9 protein-coding genes and 1 pseudogene are annotated in these 17,700 nt (G+C 45.8%); 5 read left to right on the plus strand and 5 right to left on the minus strand.

Features of this window, described 5'->3' with window-relative positions:
- Window positions 1-16: 16 nt before the first annotated feature.
- From VM932_RS12020 to agaR, 5 genes are all read right to left on the minus strand, one after another.
- Complete coding sequence (locus VM932_RS12020; RefSeq protein WP_326279032.1) at window positions 17-2,074, minus strand: glycoside hydrolase family 36 protein; 2,058 nt, start codon at window positions 2,072-2,074, stop codon at window positions 17-19.
- Window position 2,075: 1 nt separating this feature from the next.
- Complete coding sequence (locus VM932_RS12025) at window positions 2,076-3,143, minus strand: amidohydrolase family protein (RefSeq protein WP_326279033.1); 1,068 nt, start codon at window positions 3,141-3,143, stop codon at window positions 2,076-2,078.
- A gap of 5 nt (window positions 3,144-3,148) precedes the next feature.
- Window positions 3,149-3,964: a class II fructose-bisphosphate aldolase gene (locus tag VM932_RS12030; RefSeq protein WP_326279034.1), complete on the minus strand. Its 816-nt coding sequence runs from the start codon at window positions 3,962-3,964 to the stop codon at window positions 3,149-3,151.
- A gap of 3 nt (window positions 3,965-3,967) precedes the next feature.
- Window positions 3,968-4,924 (minus strand): carbohydrate kinase family protein, encoded by a 957-nt coding sequence (locus tag VM932_RS12035; RefSeq protein WP_326279035.1) that lies wholly within the window; start codon window positions 4,922-4,924, stop codon window positions 3,968-3,970.
- 595 nt (window positions 4,925-5,519) lie between these two features.
- Window positions 5,520-6,305: a transcriptional repressor AgaR gene (agaR, locus tag VM932_RS12040; protein WP_326279036.1), complete on the minus strand. Its 786-nt coding sequence runs from the start codon at window positions 6,303-6,305 to the stop codon at window positions 5,520-5,522.
- Between the two features lie 174 nt (window positions 6,306-6,479).
- On the opposite strand from agaR, the gene VM932_RS12045 reads away from it, so the two are divergent.
- The 5 genes and pseudogenes from VM932_RS12045 to VM932_RS16780 all read left to right on the plus strand — a co-directional run.
- Window positions 6,480-7,643 carry an AgaS family sugar isomerase gene (locus tag VM932_RS12045; protein WP_326279037.1) on the plus strand — a complete coding sequence of 388 codons (1,164 nt, stop codon included), beginning with the start codon at window positions 6,480-6,482 and terminating at the stop codon, window positions 7,641-7,643.
- Window positions 7,644-7,883: 240 nt separating this feature from the next.
- Entirely contained in the window at window positions 7,884-10,982 is a 3,099-nt protein-coding gene (locus VM932_RS12050; RefSeq protein WP_326279038.1) for a SusC/RagA family TonB-linked outer membrane protein, read from the plus strand.
- A gap of 22 nt (window positions 10,983-11,004) precedes the next feature.
- A complete protein-coding gene (locus VM932_RS12055) occupies window positions 11,005-12,543 on the plus strand; it encodes a RagB/SusD family nutrient uptake outer membrane protein (protein WP_326279039.1) in 1,539 nt (512 codons plus the stop codon).
- Window positions 12,544-12,675: 132 nt separating this feature from the next.
- Window positions 12,676-16,200: a VCBS repeat-containing protein gene (locus VM932_RS12060; protein ID WP_326279040.1), complete on the plus strand. Its 3,525-nt coding sequence runs from the start codon at window positions 12,676-12,678 to the stop codon at window positions 16,198-16,200.
- Between the two features lie 173 nt (window positions 16,201-16,373).
- Window positions 16,374-17,648: pseudogene (locus tag VM932_RS16780) on the plus strand (FG-GAP repeat domain-containing protein); the annotation flags it as partial.
- Window positions 17,649-17,700: the final 52 nt, after the last annotated feature.

Genomic DNA, 17,700 nt, shown 5'->3' on the forward strand with positions numbered 1-17,700 from the left:
GTTGTTATATCGGATACTATTTGGGTGTCACCTCCAAAAGGAGAAAATCATTGAAGGACCCATTGTAAACGGGATCCTTTCCGGAGATTTCACCCAAGGTCGCATTGTTAAAATAATCCCTTATGGCATAGTCCTTGTCGGTATCGAGCCCTTTTAGTGATATGGGGCCGTTCCATGTATCTGCGTAAAAGGCGTAATAGTGAATCCCGTCCTTTTGAATCAAATGGCCTTCCGGTCTGTCATATCCAATGTCGTAGATGCCGCCCAAATAAGTTCCTTTTGAGAGCATCATTTGATTGTATAGGTCGAACCACTTCTTCCAGACTTTTTCTTTTTCAGGGGTCAAAACGTAGCTGCCGGAGGCCTTGGGATTGTCATCGGGCCAAGTAAACTTGGTGCCGAGCACAGCTCCGATACCAAATGAAGTGGCAAAATCATCTGCTCCATCGCTCAACTCCACATGGTCTCCATAATAGGCTGTGTGCGGAACCAAGGCCTTGTAGGTTTTCCCCTTATGACGAATCTGCCAACTGGAAAGAGGGTCGGAGGATACTGCTTGGTTCATGGAGGCCATATTATAGAAGGACATACAGGTGCCACAGGGACAGTTTTCCACAACAGCATTGGGCTTGATGCTCCTGGCTTGGTCATAGATCATTTGAAAGAAGCCAGGAACCCCTTCCACAGATTCCTCGGGATGTTCCAAGGTATAGTCCTCTGCTACGGCGTTCATGTGCTGGCCATCCATTTTCAAACCATCAAAGCCCCATTCTTCCATAAATAGGCGAACGGTCTCTTTGGTATGTTCTATGGTGGCTTCCTTGGTAGGTGATAGGTAGTAGGAATTCCACCAGGTGATGTATTGCGGTGCACCATTCTCCATGCGAATTTTGCTGTCGGGATGCTCCATCAATACTTTACTGTCCGGATCGGCAGCTAAGGGGGCCCACCATACTTTGGCTTTAAGGCCATGGTCATGGATTTTATCGACCAAACCTTTGATTTCCTTGTTGCCTTGCGGAAATTTTTTGGGATTGGCGTTCCAGTCCCCCTCTGCGATCTGAAAGCCATCATCCAGCACAGCCCATTTTATTCCCAATTCCTTGACCTTTGGCAAGGTTCCTATCACTTCGTCCAGAGTAAAGTCCCGTTCATAGCCCCAGGCGCACCAAATGGGCTCAAAGGCTCCTTCTTCGGCTTCTACCATGGAGATTCCCTTGGCCTGCATAAGCTTTGAATATTTGGATAAATTGGCAAAATAATCGCCCGTACTTAGGGAAACAAAGGTTTCCAAGGTCTGGATGGTATCCTTTGGCTTGAAAAGGGTGTGATCTTCAAATTCTTCCTGTACCCCAACCCTGACCTCTATGGGGTTTGAATGGACTTCCGTTGGTAGGCTGACCTGTTTGGGTACCAGTGCCAAATGACCCACGGCAAGGTTGATATCCTTTCTCCAAACGGAAGTTACAGGTATACCGCCACCGTAATCGGAATCGTTCATGCCCATAAAATTTTTCTGATAGTAACCTGCCTCCAGAGGTTTGACCCAATCACTCCTTGCCGAGGATGAACTTCCCTGGAAGGCCCAAAAAGGAGGGGCGTCATTTTGGGCAGGAACACGGTATGCATTATTGGACCATTGATCTACGATCAGGTTTTCCGATGAAGTATTGACATAGGTCACTTGGGTGGAAATCAGGTCGGGAAATGAGTCGTAGGCCCTTAACCGAACCGTTTTAAGGATGCTTATCCCTTCGTTTTCGAACCCTCCCTCGATTACCCATTGTTTTCCAGACATCTCTCCCGCAACACTGTCTTCTTGCACGGCCTGATAGTTGAACCTATCGATAACAATACCGTTCACTTCTATGGTTTCCGATGGTTGGAAATGGGGGGTCAATGTTTTGGAAGTAGGGATTTTGGAGGTTATTTTGGTCTGTAGATTGCCATTTACCTCGTAGGTCAAGGCCCCATGTTCTATGCTCAGAACAATATTATTGTCAGTATCGGAGGTACAGCCGATAAGAACCATGATAGCGGTAAGGGCCGTGATTCTAATAGTTAAGTGCTTCATTTTATTCTAAAATTTTTCTTACGTTTTCACCGTATACTTTCCGCAGCGTTTGGTCATCCAGCCCAAGACCGTGCAACGCCCAGTGATAACCGAACTGATCATGTGCATAAAAATGCTCATCGTCCGTTTCCAAGATCCTAAAGGTAGTCTCGTACATGGATGCATCCATTCCCATATCGGTACCATACAACAACCGATCTTGATATTTTTTGTAAAAGGCAGCTGTAGTCCTCGGAGTAGGCGAGGTTTCCGCGTATCTGGCGGAGATATCCGCATAAAGGTTGTCGTGTTTGTCGAAGAGTTTGCCCAAAATATCCAGGTCGTAACTGCAATTGGCATAATGGCATGCAATAAAGGTGGTGCCGGGGTTATTGGCCACCGCTTCATCCAAAGTGTCGATTAGCTCCCCATGGAGGAGCAGGTCGGGTTTGGACGTATCTATTTGCCAATTTTTGGCATTCATCAAACCGTCGTTCTCATTATCAATGGGTTCATACATCCAAATAGGTTCCGCAACATGAATGTTTACGGGCATTCCCAGTTCACCACAGCGTTTGAGCAAAGGTTGTATCCGAGGGTCGTTGATATGCATTCCCGGTGCCGGGCTGGATCCTGAATAAAAAAGTCCGGATCCTTTATCACCCAGTTCACCAACACCTTTTGCCCCTACTTCAAAACAGCGCTCAAGTTCTTTGATGGCCTTCCTTGTCCACCCTTTTTCATTGTAGCCGGAATAATCGAATCCGCACCAAACTTCAAAACGGTCGCCATATTTGGAATATACTTGGTAAATGCTGTCAAATTTCTTTCCTGTTTGATATGACAGTATCAACGTTTTTTCAATCCCTTTGGCATCCATGGTCTTGATCCAATCCCTTATTTCCTCATCTGATTTGGCGTATGGATGGGAATGGACATCGATAACGGGGAACTTGGCCTTGGAAACCTTGGTCTTTTGAATATTATAAACAGATTTTGGTCGATAATCTTTCAATAGGATTTCGTTTTGGGCCTGGCAGGTGAGAATTCCCGTGCCCATGGTAACCAGGAACATTAATATTTTATTCATAATTCTTAAAAATTTACGGTTTTCAATTTATTGCTTACCAGTTCAGTGGCTGCGGACGTAGCCTTGGGGAATATTTCCCTCAAGTCTATGTTGTCCGTATCTTTCAAAACTCCCTGAAGGGATTTCATAAATGCATTCTTGATCTCGGTGGCCAGGTTGATTTTGGTGATACCTTTTTTGATTGCGCCCTGTAATTGATCGTCCGGGATTCCAGAACTGCCATGCAAGACTAGTGCGGCATCCGTTGCCTTATTGATCTCGCCGATTAGGTCCAGTTGTAATCTGGGGGCCTTCTTATAAAATCCATGGGCAGAGCCCACGGCAACTGCCAATGCGTTTATACCTGTGGCCTCAACAAAGGTTTTGGCTTCCTCGGGCCGCGTGTATATCATTTTTTGTTCCTGGCCCAATTTTGAAATATAGCCGAGTTCTGCCTCAACATTGATATCGTATCGCGCAGCGTAATCAACTATCTCTTTGGTAATCTTGATATTATCTGAAAACGATTTTTCACTGGCATCAATCATCACGGAATCAAAGCCGGCATCGATGCAACGTTTTACCAAGGTTGTATCCTGACCATGATCTAAATGGAGCCAGGCCTTTACACCAAATTGCGAAATGGCCGCCCTTGCAAGTGCAGTGGCTACATCCAAGCCCATATAATGTATTGAACTTTCCGAAAGTTGCAGGATCAGCTCCGAGTTGGTTTCCCGTGCTGCGGTCAATACCGCCGAAATCGTTTCAAAATTGTAAAAATTGGTAGCGAGCAATGCTTTGCCCGAAAGTTTATTTTGGTGTAGTTTTTCCTTTAATCCCATATATCAGTACGTAAATTGAAATTTCTCCCTTGCCAATTCCTTGATTTGTTGAGCGTTTTTAAAAGCAGTAGTGCCCCCTGGTTCCATCGTATTGATGGCACCCATTATATTGCCTATTTCCAAGCATCGAACCAAATCGTTGCCTGCGATAAACTCGCTTATAAAACCGGCGTCAAAACTATCTCCGGCCCCAATGCAATCCGCTACGTCCCGGTTTATGAACGCTGGCCGAGTGATCAATTCCCCGTTCGTCCAAAGATGGGCACCCCGGGCGCCATCCTTTATAACGATATGGTTGGCATATTGCTTGATTTTTTCTATACCTTCGGACAAGGAACCGGATTTGGTTATTTTTTTGAACTCCACTTCGTTGGGCATCCAAATATCGATGTAGGGAAGCAGTACGTCCAGATCAAGGTCCCAATTTTCCTCCGGATCCCATTGCGGATCCATTGATGTGGTTAGGCCAAGTCTTTTTGCTCTTTCAAAGAGCCGGACTACTTCTTTCCGGATTCCCTTTTGTAAGAAAATGGAACTGAGGTGCATATGTTTTGAACTCGACAGCATGGAATTGGTAATATCTTTTTCCGATAGTTGTTCCATGGCTCCCGGAAAGGTAACATTGGCCCGATCCATACCATAGTTCATTACAATGGTCAGCCCGGTGCCGTAATGGGTTGTTTTTGCAATAAAGCCGGTATCCACTTTTTTTTGTGTTAAGCTATCGAAGACCATTTGGGAAAAGCTGTCCTCGCCGATGAGGCCTGCAAAAGCCACGCAACGGCCCATGGTGCTCAGGTTGCTGGCAAAGATGGCAGAACTGCTCCCAAGGGTTACATTTAGTTCATTGGCCAAGATTTCCTTCCCGATTACCGGGAAGCCCTGAATGTCATCCAAAATGATGTCGACATTCAATTCCCCTATGACCAGTACATCAAAAGCAGTCATTGTGTTTTTCACTCCGATCGTTTTATTCGCCACTTTTCTTTACTTCCGAGTTCGGTCGTCCGTTTTGTCCAAGGAATTTTACAAGTACACAGGGGGCGTTAAGCACCAAGGTTCTTATAATAGGCCTTCGACCTCAGGTCCCCAGTCCTAAGAATAAAGTACGCCAAATGGCGCTGAGTGGTGTTTGTTTTTGTAAATATAAGTATTATAAACTTATATAACCTTATTAAAATAAAAATAAATCTTACTTATGGTTTCGTTTTTAATCTTACGTTGGTTTTGAAAGGGATTGACGATTGTAGGTAGGTGCAGATTAGGTAACCTGACTTGAAGCGGGATACAATAAGAGAGGGGCTCTGGGGTTGAATTATAAGGGGCAATCCTAGGTCATGGGATATTGCATATCCGGGTAAAAAGGGTATTTTGGAAATTTGTACATCGCCCAATCTTAAGATTGGGCGATAGTCTTTTGGACAGGGGGAGGGGGCATCGCCCAAAGGTATTTGGATTTAGGGGTGGGCCTTGATTTTGTTCCGTCAATGGGGGCAGTGGTGGCTTCCGCCTTGTTCGGCCGATACCAATGCCCAATAAGCCCTTCTCCCTGATATCATGCAATAATGAGCCGTATACCCTGTTCTTCCAACCATTTTCTATCCTCGGGGTCAAGCCTGTCATCGGTGATCACAACGTTGATCTTTTGGGGGCGGCAAATAAAGGCCAGGCTCCTTCTTCTGAACTTGCTGGAATCGGCTACCAAGATGACCTCCTTTGCGATGTCGATCATGATTTGATTCAACGAGGCCTCTTCGATATTGGGGGTAAAGGCTCCTTCGTTGGCATCAAATCCATCCACGCCAAGGAAAACTTTGTCGACATAGAAGTTGCGCATACTTTTTTCTGCGAGAGGGCCGACCAAGGAATGTGAGCTTTTACGCAGGGTGCCTCCCGGTACAATAACATTGATATTGGCACTCTTTAGCAGTTCATTGGCGATATTCAGGGCATTGGTTATGACGTTGATGGACTTGCTGGAATTAAGGTTCTTTGCTATTTCCATGGTCGTCGTGCCCGAATCCAAAATAATGGTTTCTCCGGAGTTCACTAGTTCAGCGGCCTTCTTTCCGATACGGATCTTTTCGGGAAAGTTCATTTTGTCCTTATCGGAGAGCTGAAAATCCATGCCTACGGTATTCTCAACTATCATGGCGCCGCCTCTTGATCGGATAAGCAGGCCCTTTGTCTCAAAAAGCTCCAGGTCGTTCCGTATGGTGACCTCACTGACCCCGAATTGCTCACTTAGCTCGTGGACAAACACTTGGCCATTGGTTTCGAGCATGCTCAATATCTGTTTGCGTCTCTCAACGGTAGACCGCTTTGTCCTTTTGCCTTTCATCCAGTCCGGTTTTGATAATTTTTGCGAAGATATGAACTTATAAGGTCACATAAAACTTTCAAAAAGTAAAAATAAATAATAACAGGGTAAAGAAAGAATAAATAAGTTTATATATATTTGTATAATAAGTATACGAAACTATATGCAATTTAAGACAGTAAAAAAAGACCATTGATGACATACCTAAATATGGAGGAGACCCAGCTCAAGGCCTCGGGTGCACTCTCCACAGCCAAGGAAATTGCCGGCCAACCAACACTTTGGAAGAGTATTTTTGAACGGTTGGTGGTTGACAGCAAGGAGATAAGTGGGTTTATTGACCTTGTGCTGCAGGATGCCGGAAAAATAATTTTGACCGGTGCCGGAACAAGTGCTTATATTGGACACTCTGTCGAGGGTGCCATGCAAAGAAAATTGGGTGTAACGACGGTGTCTGTCCCGACCACCCATTTGGTGTCCCACCCGCAGGATTATTTCCAAAGAGAGGTGAGTACGTTACTGGTTTCCTTCGCAAGGTCCGGGGACAGTCCGGAAAGTTTGGCTGCCGTAAACCTGGCGGATTCCCATATCGATAGGTGTTTCCATTTGGTCATTACATGCAATGAGCAGGGTGGTTTGGCAAAATATAAGGCAAAGGAGAAATCCTATGTCGTGCTCTTGCCCCCTCAGGCAAATGACAAGAGCCTAGCTATGACCGGTAGTTACTCGGGCATGCTTCTAGCGGCAATTCTTTTGTGTGATTACAGGGATGTTTCCGCTCAACGGGGGGTCGTTGATGCAATTGTCGACTATGGAAATCAATTGCTCGGCAGAAATGTCCTTGGGGACATCAAAGGCTTGGCGGGGCTTGATTTTGACCGAGCGGTCTTTTTGGGGTCGGGACCTTTGTTCGGTACCGCTATGGAGTCCCATCTCAAGTTACAGGAATTGACCGATGGCGATGTGGTTTGTAAGAATGATTCCTACCTTGGGTTTCGCCACGGTCCCAAGGCTGTTGTCAACGAGCGTACCCTGTTGGTATACTATTTCTCCAACAATGCCAAAGTGCTTCGATACGAAAAGGATCTCGTGGAAGGAATGGCAATCGGCAAAAGACCGTTGAAACAAGTTGGAATTTCTACCGTGCCTATCGATGGGCTTTCGGTCGACACCTTGATTGTGTTGGGCGAAGGGCAGGTCGATGCCGTTCCGGAGGAATTCCTCTGCGTCTGTTTTATTCTCTTCGGTCAGCTTCTTGGCTTGTTCAAGTCACTGCATCTGGGGCTCGAACCGGATTCCCCATCAAAATCAGGGGCTATTTCGCGCGTGGTCCAAGGGGTTAAAATTTATCAAACATGAAGTTAAATTATAATAAAAAGAAAGGAAAAAAAAGAAAATAAATTTTAATGAAAAGGTTGTATAATGTTAATATTTTTTTAACTTTGAGGAAGCCGTAAGATAATTACACATCTTATAAAAAGTTGTTTTGAGCCATTAAATCGCCAAAGCGAGCAGGCTATTGTTCAAACGCTCTTCAGGGCGCATTGCTTGGGAGGGTGCTAATACTTAATAAAAAACCATCTAAACTAAACGTAAATTATGAAACGAATTCTAGTTATGGGCATTCGGATTCCGGTACTTTCGGTTTTCATGTTGATGTGCATGGCCTTGGTGGCCCCAAGCGTGCATGGCCAAACTGAGGTAACAGGTAACGTATCGGACGCAACAGGACCCTTGCCCGGGGTCAACGTCGTGGTCAAGGGCACGACCGTCGGTGTTTCCACTGACTTTGACGGTAACTATTCCATTGAAGTTCCGCAGGGTCAAGGCACATTGGTTTTTACCTATATCGGTTATCAAAAGCAAGAGGTTGCCATCAATGACAGAACAACAGTTGATGTTGTTATGACCGAGGATGCCCAATCCCTGAGCGAAGTGGTCGTTGTGGGGTATGGCACCCAACGAAAGGCCGATTTGACTGGTTCGGTGGGCTCTATAGGTTCTTCTGAAATAGTCACCAAGCCAATAACGAGTCCTGACCAAGCACTGGCCGGTACGATCTCCGGGGTCAACATTACCAACCGAAGCGGTGACCCGGGGGCACCTATCAGTGTCAATATCAGGGGTGTGGGTACACCTGGGGTGAACGACCCTTTATGGGTTATTGATGGAGTTCCCATCGTGCAAACAACCAACATTACAGTTAACACCTCCTCCACTACCGATTCCAATCCGCTCGCTGGTCTGAACGCAAATGACATCGAGTCCATCGATGTCCTAAAGGATGCGGCTTCAACTGCTATTTATGGGGCCAGGGCGGCCAACGGTGTTATTATTGTAACTACCAAAAGAGGTAAAAGGGGCGATGCAAGGGTGACTTATGATGGATATACTTCCTTTGCCACTGTAAGGAAGACCATAGATGTGTTGGATGTCGAGCAGTATATCGACATTCAGGGGCAGCTTGGCACCGATCTATCCCAATTTAGCGGGCAGTCCTTTGTGGATTGGCAGGATTTGATGTTTAAGACCGGTTTTGTGCAAAATCACAACGTTTCGGTCAGTGGTGGGAACGAAAAAGCCACTTATTTTATTTCAGGGGGATATATGGATCAAGAGGGTGTCGAAAGGGCCCAGGGTTTTAGAAGGTATTCCTTTAAGGCTAACTCCGATATACAAGTGGGGGAAAGGCTTAAATTCGGGGAATCCATTTTGATCAGCCAAGTAGATAGGCAGGTACAAAGTGAGCCGGGTATATTCGCCGGTTTTAATTCCGCGACCAATGCGCCATATTATCAGCCTTATGGGGATGGACCGCTGGGCTACAACTTGATCAATCAACAGACGGTTGGACAGGGTTCTGCTACCAATTATCTTTTTAATACCGATGATCGGTTTACCAAAACGACCATACAGACCCGTAAAGTGCTGGCCAATTTCTATGGTGAACTCAACATTGTGGAAGGCCTTAAGGCAAGGACCTCATTGGGTATCGACTATAATGTCGGTGTCGGGGATTATTTCACCAGTGGCATTGATCTGCTGAACGGTGCTTCGGGTTCCTCCCTGTTGGTGTCTGAAAGACCCATTGAATTGACTTTGACCAGTGCGGCGACACTGCAGTACGATAAGACATTTGGCGATGGTGACCATAATATAGGTGCTCTGTTCGGTTTTGAGCAGACCAAGTTCAGGTATGATAAGCAACGTTTGCAGGGAAGGGATTTGTTCAACGAAAACTTTGCCGCTACCGGTACAACGGTTGCCGGTGCCAATGAAGCCGACCTTTGGACCTTGCAAGGTTGGTTGGGAAGGCTGACTTACAATTACAAGGGGAGATATCTGGCAACGGCCAATGTTAGGAGGGATGCTACTTCCCGATTTGCCCCTGGAAACAGAGATCAGGTATTCCCATCGGTTTCCGTAGGTTGGAGGATTACCGACGAGAGCTTCTTTCCCGAGGACACTAAAATTGACGATATCAAACTAAGGGCCGGTTGGGGTCAATCGGGCAACCAGTTTACAGGGCTCAATTTTGCCTATCTGAGCGCCATTGACAACAATGTTCGCTATGTAATTGGCGATGATCAGCAGACCGTTGTGGCGCCTGCACCCACAACATTTGCCAATTCTGACCTAAAGTGGGAGACAAGTACCCAGTTTGATATTGGTGTCGATGCCAGTTTTTATGATGGTAAATTGACCACCACCATTGATTATTACAACAAAACCACGGATGATGTGCTGATTGGATTTCCCCTACCGTATGTTTCTGGTTTCTTCCTTTCTGCTGATGCCAACATAGGACAGATAAAAAACTCAGGTATTGAATTTTCCTTTAATTATGCAAACTCCGTTGGGGACTTTAAATATAGTTTTGGAGGTAACCTGACAACGGTAAAGAACGAGGTAACCGATCTGGGATCGATTCCTTCCATAATCAGCGGGATCGGTGGTGCTTCCACCCACAGGACCATTGTAGGGGAAAGTCTCGGTCATTTTTATGGATACAGAACAAATGGTCTTTACCAAAATGACGCCGAGGTGGCAGCAGCGGTCCCTGATGCCTTGGGCACCCCTTCACCTGGGGATATTCGCTTTGTGGATGTCAATAATGACGGTGTAGTGGATGCCGAGGATAGGACTATATTGGGCAGTCCCTTCCCTGGATTCTTTTACGGATTTGCTTTTAATGCCGAATATAAGGGATTTGACCTCTCCATGAATTTGAGGGGAGTGGGAGATAGACAGATATTCAATTCTGCGCGAATTGGTTTGGAAGGAATGACGGGACAGGGCAATTTCAGTACCCAAATCCTCGATAGATGGACAGGTGAGGGCACTACGAATTCAAGTTCCAATCCCCGACTTGCCGTCAACGACCCTAACGGCAACAACCGATTCTCGGACAGATGGGTCGAAAATGCGGGGTATCTTCGTATACAGAACATTTCTGTTGGGTACACTGTGCCTCAGGAAAAACTTAAAAATTGGACTGATAACTTCATTACCAATATGCGGTTTTATATCGGTGCACAAAACTTGGCTACCTTCACTGAGTATTCCGGATATGATCCGGAAGTGGGCCGTGATCAAAGTTTTCAAAAAGGTGATTTTACGCTGGCCACAGGTCAAGATGGGGGGCAGTCTCCGTTGCCCAGGATTATACAGTTAGGATGGACAGTGAACTTTAATTAAAAATATTATAATCAATTTAGTCATGAAAAAATCAAACCAATTAATACTTGCCGTTTGCTTTTTGGGTGCTTTGTTCTCATGCAGCGATCAATTAGATCTGCAGCCTCTTGATAGGTTGACCACTGACACTTTCTATAAAAGCAGGGCCGACTTTGACGGTGCCATATTTGCATCGTACTCCTCCATACAGGATTTATGGGGAACCAGTACCGAAACTTTGGGGGAGCGCGGGGAATTCTGGAAGCTAACGTGTGTCATCACCGATGATGTAGCTGCAGATGCCGTTACCTCGGATCAGAGGTCACGTGATATCGACGCTCTTTTGATACGGGCGGCTGACGTGCCCTACGCAGCTGCGTATACCCAAATATATGAGGGTATTTACCGTGCCAATATCGTACTCGATAGATTGAATGCTGAAAATGAGCTTACAGAGGAGGATAAGACGGTTTTGGCCGCAGAGGCTAAGTTCCTTAGGGCCTGGTTCCATTTTCAAGCCCTAAAAATGTTCGGGACACCCCCATTGGCCATGGAAATCATTCCGGGAATTAATGACCAAGCCTTGCCCAATGCTACCAAGGACGAGCTGTTCGATGCGATTTTGACAGACTTGTCCGATGCTGCGGCAGGATTGCCGCCGGTATGGGATAGTGGCAATACGGGAAGGGCTACATCTTGGGCCGCCATTTCATACATAGGAAAGGTGAATGTCTGGAAAGAGGATTGGCCCGCAGCGATTACCGCCTTTGAAAATGTAGTCAACAATGGTCCGTACAGTCTGATGCCCAATTATGGGGACAACTTTAACTACACCATGGAAAACAATGCCGAATCCATTTTTGAAATACAATTTGGAGGGCCCTTCTCCGACGATAACCTATGGGTGTTCGACGATACCCATTCTGAGGATTTCAAAGCCTCGCAAGGAATTGCCCGTTCTTATTACTGGGATGCCGGCGGTAACGGCGTGCCGGGAGGTAAGAATGGATGGTTCGCCCCGACACAGGATTTGTTAAATGCCTTTGAAGCGGGAGATACCAGATTGGGGACCATGCTCTACCAAGAAGGTGATACCTATTATAGTTATGATGCCGGAGGACAAATTGTACAGCCTTATGACCCAACCTGGTCATCAACTTCTTTGACATCGAGCAAATACCAAGGGGAGGTCAATACGGTACCTGGAAACCGTTCGCCCAACGGGCAGTCTGAATTCAACAATGAACGATGGTTTAGATTTGCCGAACTTAAATTGCTCTACGCCGAGGCATTGATCGAAGGTGGGGGTGATTTGGGAATTGCGGAACGCCAGATCAACGACATACGCAACAGGGCCGGATTGCCGGACTTGGAGGTCGGAGCAGATCTTTTGACGGCCATGAGACAAGAGAAAAGGATAGAACTAGCATTTGAGCCACATAGATGGTTTGATATAACCCGGTGGGGTATTGGCCCTGACGTTTTTGGTGCAAACTGGGACGAAAGGTTGAATGTTTTCCCCTTTCCGTTATCAGAGATTGAGCGATCGGACGGTCTTCTCCAACAAAATCAGGGTTACTAGCAATCCGTCCAAAAATGTTGTTTTAAGTGTTTAGTAGTTTGATTTAGTTATTTTAACTCAACAATCCAATCTATTTTTATAGATTGGATTGTCTGTTTATTGCTTTCGGACATGCTAAATAAAAATTTGATTATGCGCTTAAGTCCAATTTTTAGAATTATCCCTTATAGGGCATTGGTGTTGTTATATATGACCCTGTTCCTAGTGGGTTGTGGGGATGATGGTACACTTTTTATGGCCAGGACGCCGGGACAGACCGGGATCCATTTCTCCAATAAATTGAATTTAAGCGATGAACTATCCGTACTTGAATTTGAGTATATGTACAATGGTGCGGGCGTTGCCGTAGCGGATTTTGATCTGGACGGACTTCAGGATATCTATTTTACGGCCAATATGTCAAGTAATGCCCTGTACAAAAACTTGGGTGACTGGAAGTTCGAGGACGTTACCTTGAACTCGAATACCAGCACGAGCAATTGGTCCAACGGCGTTGCCATAGTCGATATCAATCAAGACTCATATCCGGATATCTACGTGAGTTGCGGAGGTCCTAGGGGAAGTAGCGGGCAGGCCAGAAAAAACCTATTGTTCATCAATAATGCAGGATCGGGAAAAGGCCTTACGTTCACCGAATCGGCAGCCGAATGGGGATTGGACTATGAAGGTTATTCCATTCAGGCGGCTTTCTTCGATTACGATCGGGATGGCGATCTCGATATGTACTTGCTTAACAACGCTTTGGTCGATTATAACAGAAATACCGCCCGTCCCATCGATATCTCTGGTAAGGTCGCCTCGACGGACAAACTTTATCGCAATAACGGTAACAATACCTTTACCGATGTTTCAAAAGATGCCAATATCCTGATCGAAGGATTTGGACTGGGGGTCCAAATCTGTGATATGAACAGGGATGGTTGGCCTGATATTTATGTATCCAATGATTTTTTGACCAACGACCTACTTTATGTAAACCAGAAAGATGGAACGTTCAGGAACGAATTGGCCGACTATTTTGAACATCACACCTTCAATGGAATGGGCAATGATATTGCCGATATCAACAACGACGGGTTCATGGATGTCGTTGTGCTGGATATGTTGCCCGAGGATAACAAGCGCTGGAAACTGACTATGATGGGCAATAAATATGATGAATTCCAAGAATGGCTCTCCTATGGCTACCGGCCGCAATACATCAGGAACACACTTCAATTGAACAACGGCAATGGCTCCTTCAGTGAAGTTGGGCAGTTGATGGGCATCTCAGCGACCGAATGGAGCTGGAGCCCCCTATTTGCGGATTTTGACCAAGATGGGTTACGGGACCTATATGTGACCAATGGCTACAGGCAAGATATCACCAACCTGGATTTCATGGTCTACGGTAATAGAGTTCTGACAATGGGTACCGAAGAGGCAAATAGGAAAGCCCGGCTCGAGGAACTCAATAAATTGCCGGGGATTAAAATAAAAAATTATATGTACCGCAATACCGGGGAACTTGGTTTTGAAAATACAACCGATAAGGCAGGTTTTGATATGCCCACCTATTCCAATGGGGCCGCCTATGCGGACCTGGACAATGATGGGGACCTGGATTTGGTCATCAACAATATAGATGACCCCGCCGGGGTATACCAAAACCAAAGTGAAAGGAACACCGCCTCGAATTTTATCAAATTCAAGTTCAAGGGTAAGCCAAACAATCGGGACGGAATCGGTAGCCATCTGGAGATCCGTTATGGCGACAAAAAGCAAGTGGGGTATCACACCCCTTACAGAGGATATCTTTCCTCGGTGGAACAGGGCCTCCATTTTGGTCTGGGAAACACGCAGGTGATTGATACGGTAATCGTTACATGGCCGGATGGCAAAAAACAATTATTGAAAAATTTGGCCGCAAACAAGGTATATCAACTGGATGAATCCAAGGCTTCCCAAGCCATTGCATTGGAACGGACAATGCCAAAGGAGACTTCCTTGTTCGTTCGGAAGGACACCTCTTTTTTAAGTCATCATCATAAAGAAGACAAATTTGTGGATTATAAGGTCCAGCCCCTTTTACAGCATATGCACTCCAAAAATGGCCCGGGGATTTCAGTGGGCGATGTCAATGGTGACCATTTGGAAGACTTTTATATTGGCGGGGCTGCCGGGCAGGCCGGTACATTGATGATACAACAGGAGGATGGAAAATTTGTGGAACAGGAGTTTCAGGATTCGCAATATGAAGATATGGGTGCTTTGTTCTTTGATGTTGAAAATGACGGGGATCAGGATCTATATGTAGTTAGCGGAGGTAGCAGTTTTGGAAAGGATAGTGGGTTATATCGGGACCGTGTCTATCTGAATGACGGCTCAGGAAACTTTTTGAAAAATGATATTTTGCCTCCCAATGCGACCAGTGGTTCTGTTGTGGCAGGGGCCGATTATAATAGGGACGGATACATGGATCTATTTGTCGGGGGCAGGGTGAGGCCGGGTGAATATCCGTTGACGCCCAAAAGTATGCTACTGCAGAACAAAGGGGGTACGGGGGAGTTTAAATTTGTGGAAGATCCTAAAAACACCGCTCTGAAGGAACTGGGAATGGTGACGGCCGCACTTTGGACGGACATAGATAATGATGACTGGATCGACCTTATTGTGGTAGGGGAGTTTATGCCTGTACGTATCTTTAAAAATAACCGGGGCTCCCTTATGGAGCTTTCCAATGAACATGGCCTGGAAAACAGTTATGGTTGGTGGAACAGCATTAGTGCCGGGGATTTTGATTCCGATGGGGATATGGACTATATCCTGGGAAATTTTGGACTGAACAACCGTTTTGAGGTCAGTGAAAGTGAACCGCTTCGTATCTATGCCAAGGATTTTGACAATAATGGACTGATCGATCCGGTGATGAGCTGCTACATTAACGGTGAAAATTATGCGGTACACTCCCGCAATGACCTGATCAAACAGATCAATGCCATGCGCGGTCGGTTCAGGACCTACACGGATTATGCAGAAGCGCCGTTCTCGGAAACTTTTTTGAAGGAAGAACTCGAAGATGCAGTGGTATTTAGATGTGAGCAATTTGCCAACAGTTATCTGGAAAATCTGGGAAATGGCAAATTTAAGCTACGTGCACTTCCCAAAATTGCCCAAATTGCCCCTATGTACGGAACCCATGTCGGTGACTATGACCAAGACGGGAATTTGGACATACTTTCCGTTGGCAACTTTTATAGTGGCGAGGTATTTGCCGGTCGGTACGATGCCTCCAAAGGATGGTTCTTGGCTGGTGACGGTAAGGGAAACTTCACCAGTGTCGATTTCCGCGAAAGCGGATTCTTCCTTAAAGGGGACGCTAAATCCTTGGTCAATATACATATTGGTGACCAGGAGCTTGTACTTTCTGGTATTAACAACGGCCCGTTGGCCATTTTCCAACATCAAGGCAAGAACCGGAAACGCTACTACCCGACCGATGATGAGATTGGTGCCCTTGTGACCTATTGGGATGGAAGGGTCCAACGTTTTGAGTTCGGTCGGGCATCAGGGTATCTGTCCCAGTCCAGTAGGGCTTTTGCCCTTCCAGAGGGGGCTAGCTCGATCATGGTCATCGACCAATTGGGCAATAAACATGAAATTATGCGAATACAATGAAAAAGACCTTATTACATATATATACCGTCCCGCTTTTTATTGTGGTGCTGGCACTTTTTGTCTCCTGTGATCAGACTGGGAAGGAACTGTTCAAATTGCACCCTCCCAAGCGATCTGGTCTTCATTTTGAAAATACCATCATAGAGAATGACACCGTAAACGTCTTTCAATTCATGAATGTGTATACGGGTGCGGGGGTAGCGGTCGGCGATATCAACAATGATGGATTGCCCGATATCTATTTCAGCGGCAATATGGTCTCCGGACGACTTTTTCTCAATAAGGGCGGACTCCGTTTCGAGGATATCAGTGAATCGGCAGGTATCCTTAATGCCAGGTGGGGTACTGGAGCCACCATGGTGGATATCAATCAGGATGGTTGGCTGGATATTTACGTTTGTGTATCCGGTGGAGGGAAGGAGTCGGATAGGGCCAATTTATTGTACATTAACAATGGGGACATGACCTTTGAGGAACGGGCAGAGTCTTATGGTCTGGCCGATAGGAGACAGTCCATGCAAGCTGCATTTTTTGATTACGATAAGGACAACGACCTGGATATGTATTTGATGGTCAATCCAGCTGCCTATGAACAACGTGTTAACGTAAGTCAACCCAGAAAACTGAACGGGGAGTCGATCAGCAACGATAGGTTGTACCATAACAATGGTGATGGTACCTTCGAGGATGTGACCCTAAAGGCGGGAATTTTGACCGAGGGCTATGGACTTGGAATAGGAATTTCGGATATAAACAACGATTCATGGCCGGATATCTACATATCCAACGACTTTATTGGCAGTGATATCCTATATATCAATCAACAGAATGGAACCTTCAAGAACGAACTGAGCCGTTATATCAACCATACCAGCTATGCCGGGATGGGGAACGATATCGCCGATATCAACAATGACGGGAAACCCGATATAGTTGTGCTCGATATGAGACCGGAGGACAATAAAAGACAAAAATTGATCATTTCTTCAACAGGGTACGATAGATTTCAAATGATGTTGGAGGCAGGGTACGACCCCCAGTATAGCCGAAATACATTACAACTGAACATGGGGGGCGATGAATTCAGTGAAATTGGCTTTATGTCGGGGATAAGCAGTACCGATTGGAGCTGGAGCCCTCTATTGGCGGATTTTGACAACGATGGCTCCAAGGATTTATTTGTGACCAACGGTTTTCTTAGGGATTTGGGTAACCTGGATTATATCCATTACCAAAACATTTATGATAATCCCTTGGGTGATGCCCAAACAAAGATTGACCAAAAACTGAAATCCATCAGTGAACTGCCTCCGGCAAAATTGGTCAATTACCTCTATAGGAACAAAGGAGACCTAACCTTTGAGAATGTTACCAAAGAATGGGGTATCGAGAGTCCCAGTTGTTCCAATGGCGCAGCCTATGCGGATTTTGATAATGACGGGGATTTGGAACTGGTCGTAAACAATGTCAACCAACCTGCCTTTCTTTATGAGAACCGGA

The sequence above is a fragment of the Flagellimonas halotolerans genome, assembly GCF_035818535.1.
Classification (GTDB): domain Bacteria; phylum Bacteroidota; class Bacteroidia; order Flavobacteriales; family Flavobacteriaceae; genus Flagellimonas; species Flagellimonas halotolerans.

Coding starts and splice junctions, on each gene's coding strand:
- agaR (WP_326279036.1), bottom strand. CDS start 6,305: ATGAAAGGCAAAAGGACAAAGCGGTCTACCGTTGAGAGACGCAAACAG.
- VM932_RS12060 (WP_326279040.1), top strand. CDS start 12,676: ATGCGCTTAAGTCCAATTTTTAGAATTATCCCTTATAGGGCATTGGTG.
- VM932_RS12045 (WP_326279037.1), top strand. CDS start 6,480: ATGACATACCTAAATATGGAGGAGACCCAGCTCAAGGCCTCGGGTGCA.
- VM932_RS12025 (WP_326279033.1), bottom strand. CDS start 3,143: ATGAATAAAATATTAATGTTCCTGGTTACCATGGGCACGGGAATTCTC.
- VM932_RS12050 (WP_326279038.1), top strand. CDS start 7,884: ATGAAACGAATTCTAGTTATGGGCATTCGGATTCCGGTACTTTCGGTT.
- VM932_RS12020 (WP_326279032.1), bottom strand. CDS start 2,074: ATGAAGCACTTAACTATTAGAATCACGGCCCTTACCGCTATCATGGTT.
- VM932_RS12055 (WP_326279039.1), top strand. CDS start 11,005: ATGAAAAAATCAAACCAATTAATACTTGCCGTTTGCTTTTTGGGTGCT.
- VM932_RS12030 (WP_326279034.1), bottom strand. CDS start 3,964: ATGGGATTAAAGGAAAAACTACACCAAAATAAACTTTCGGGCAAAGCA.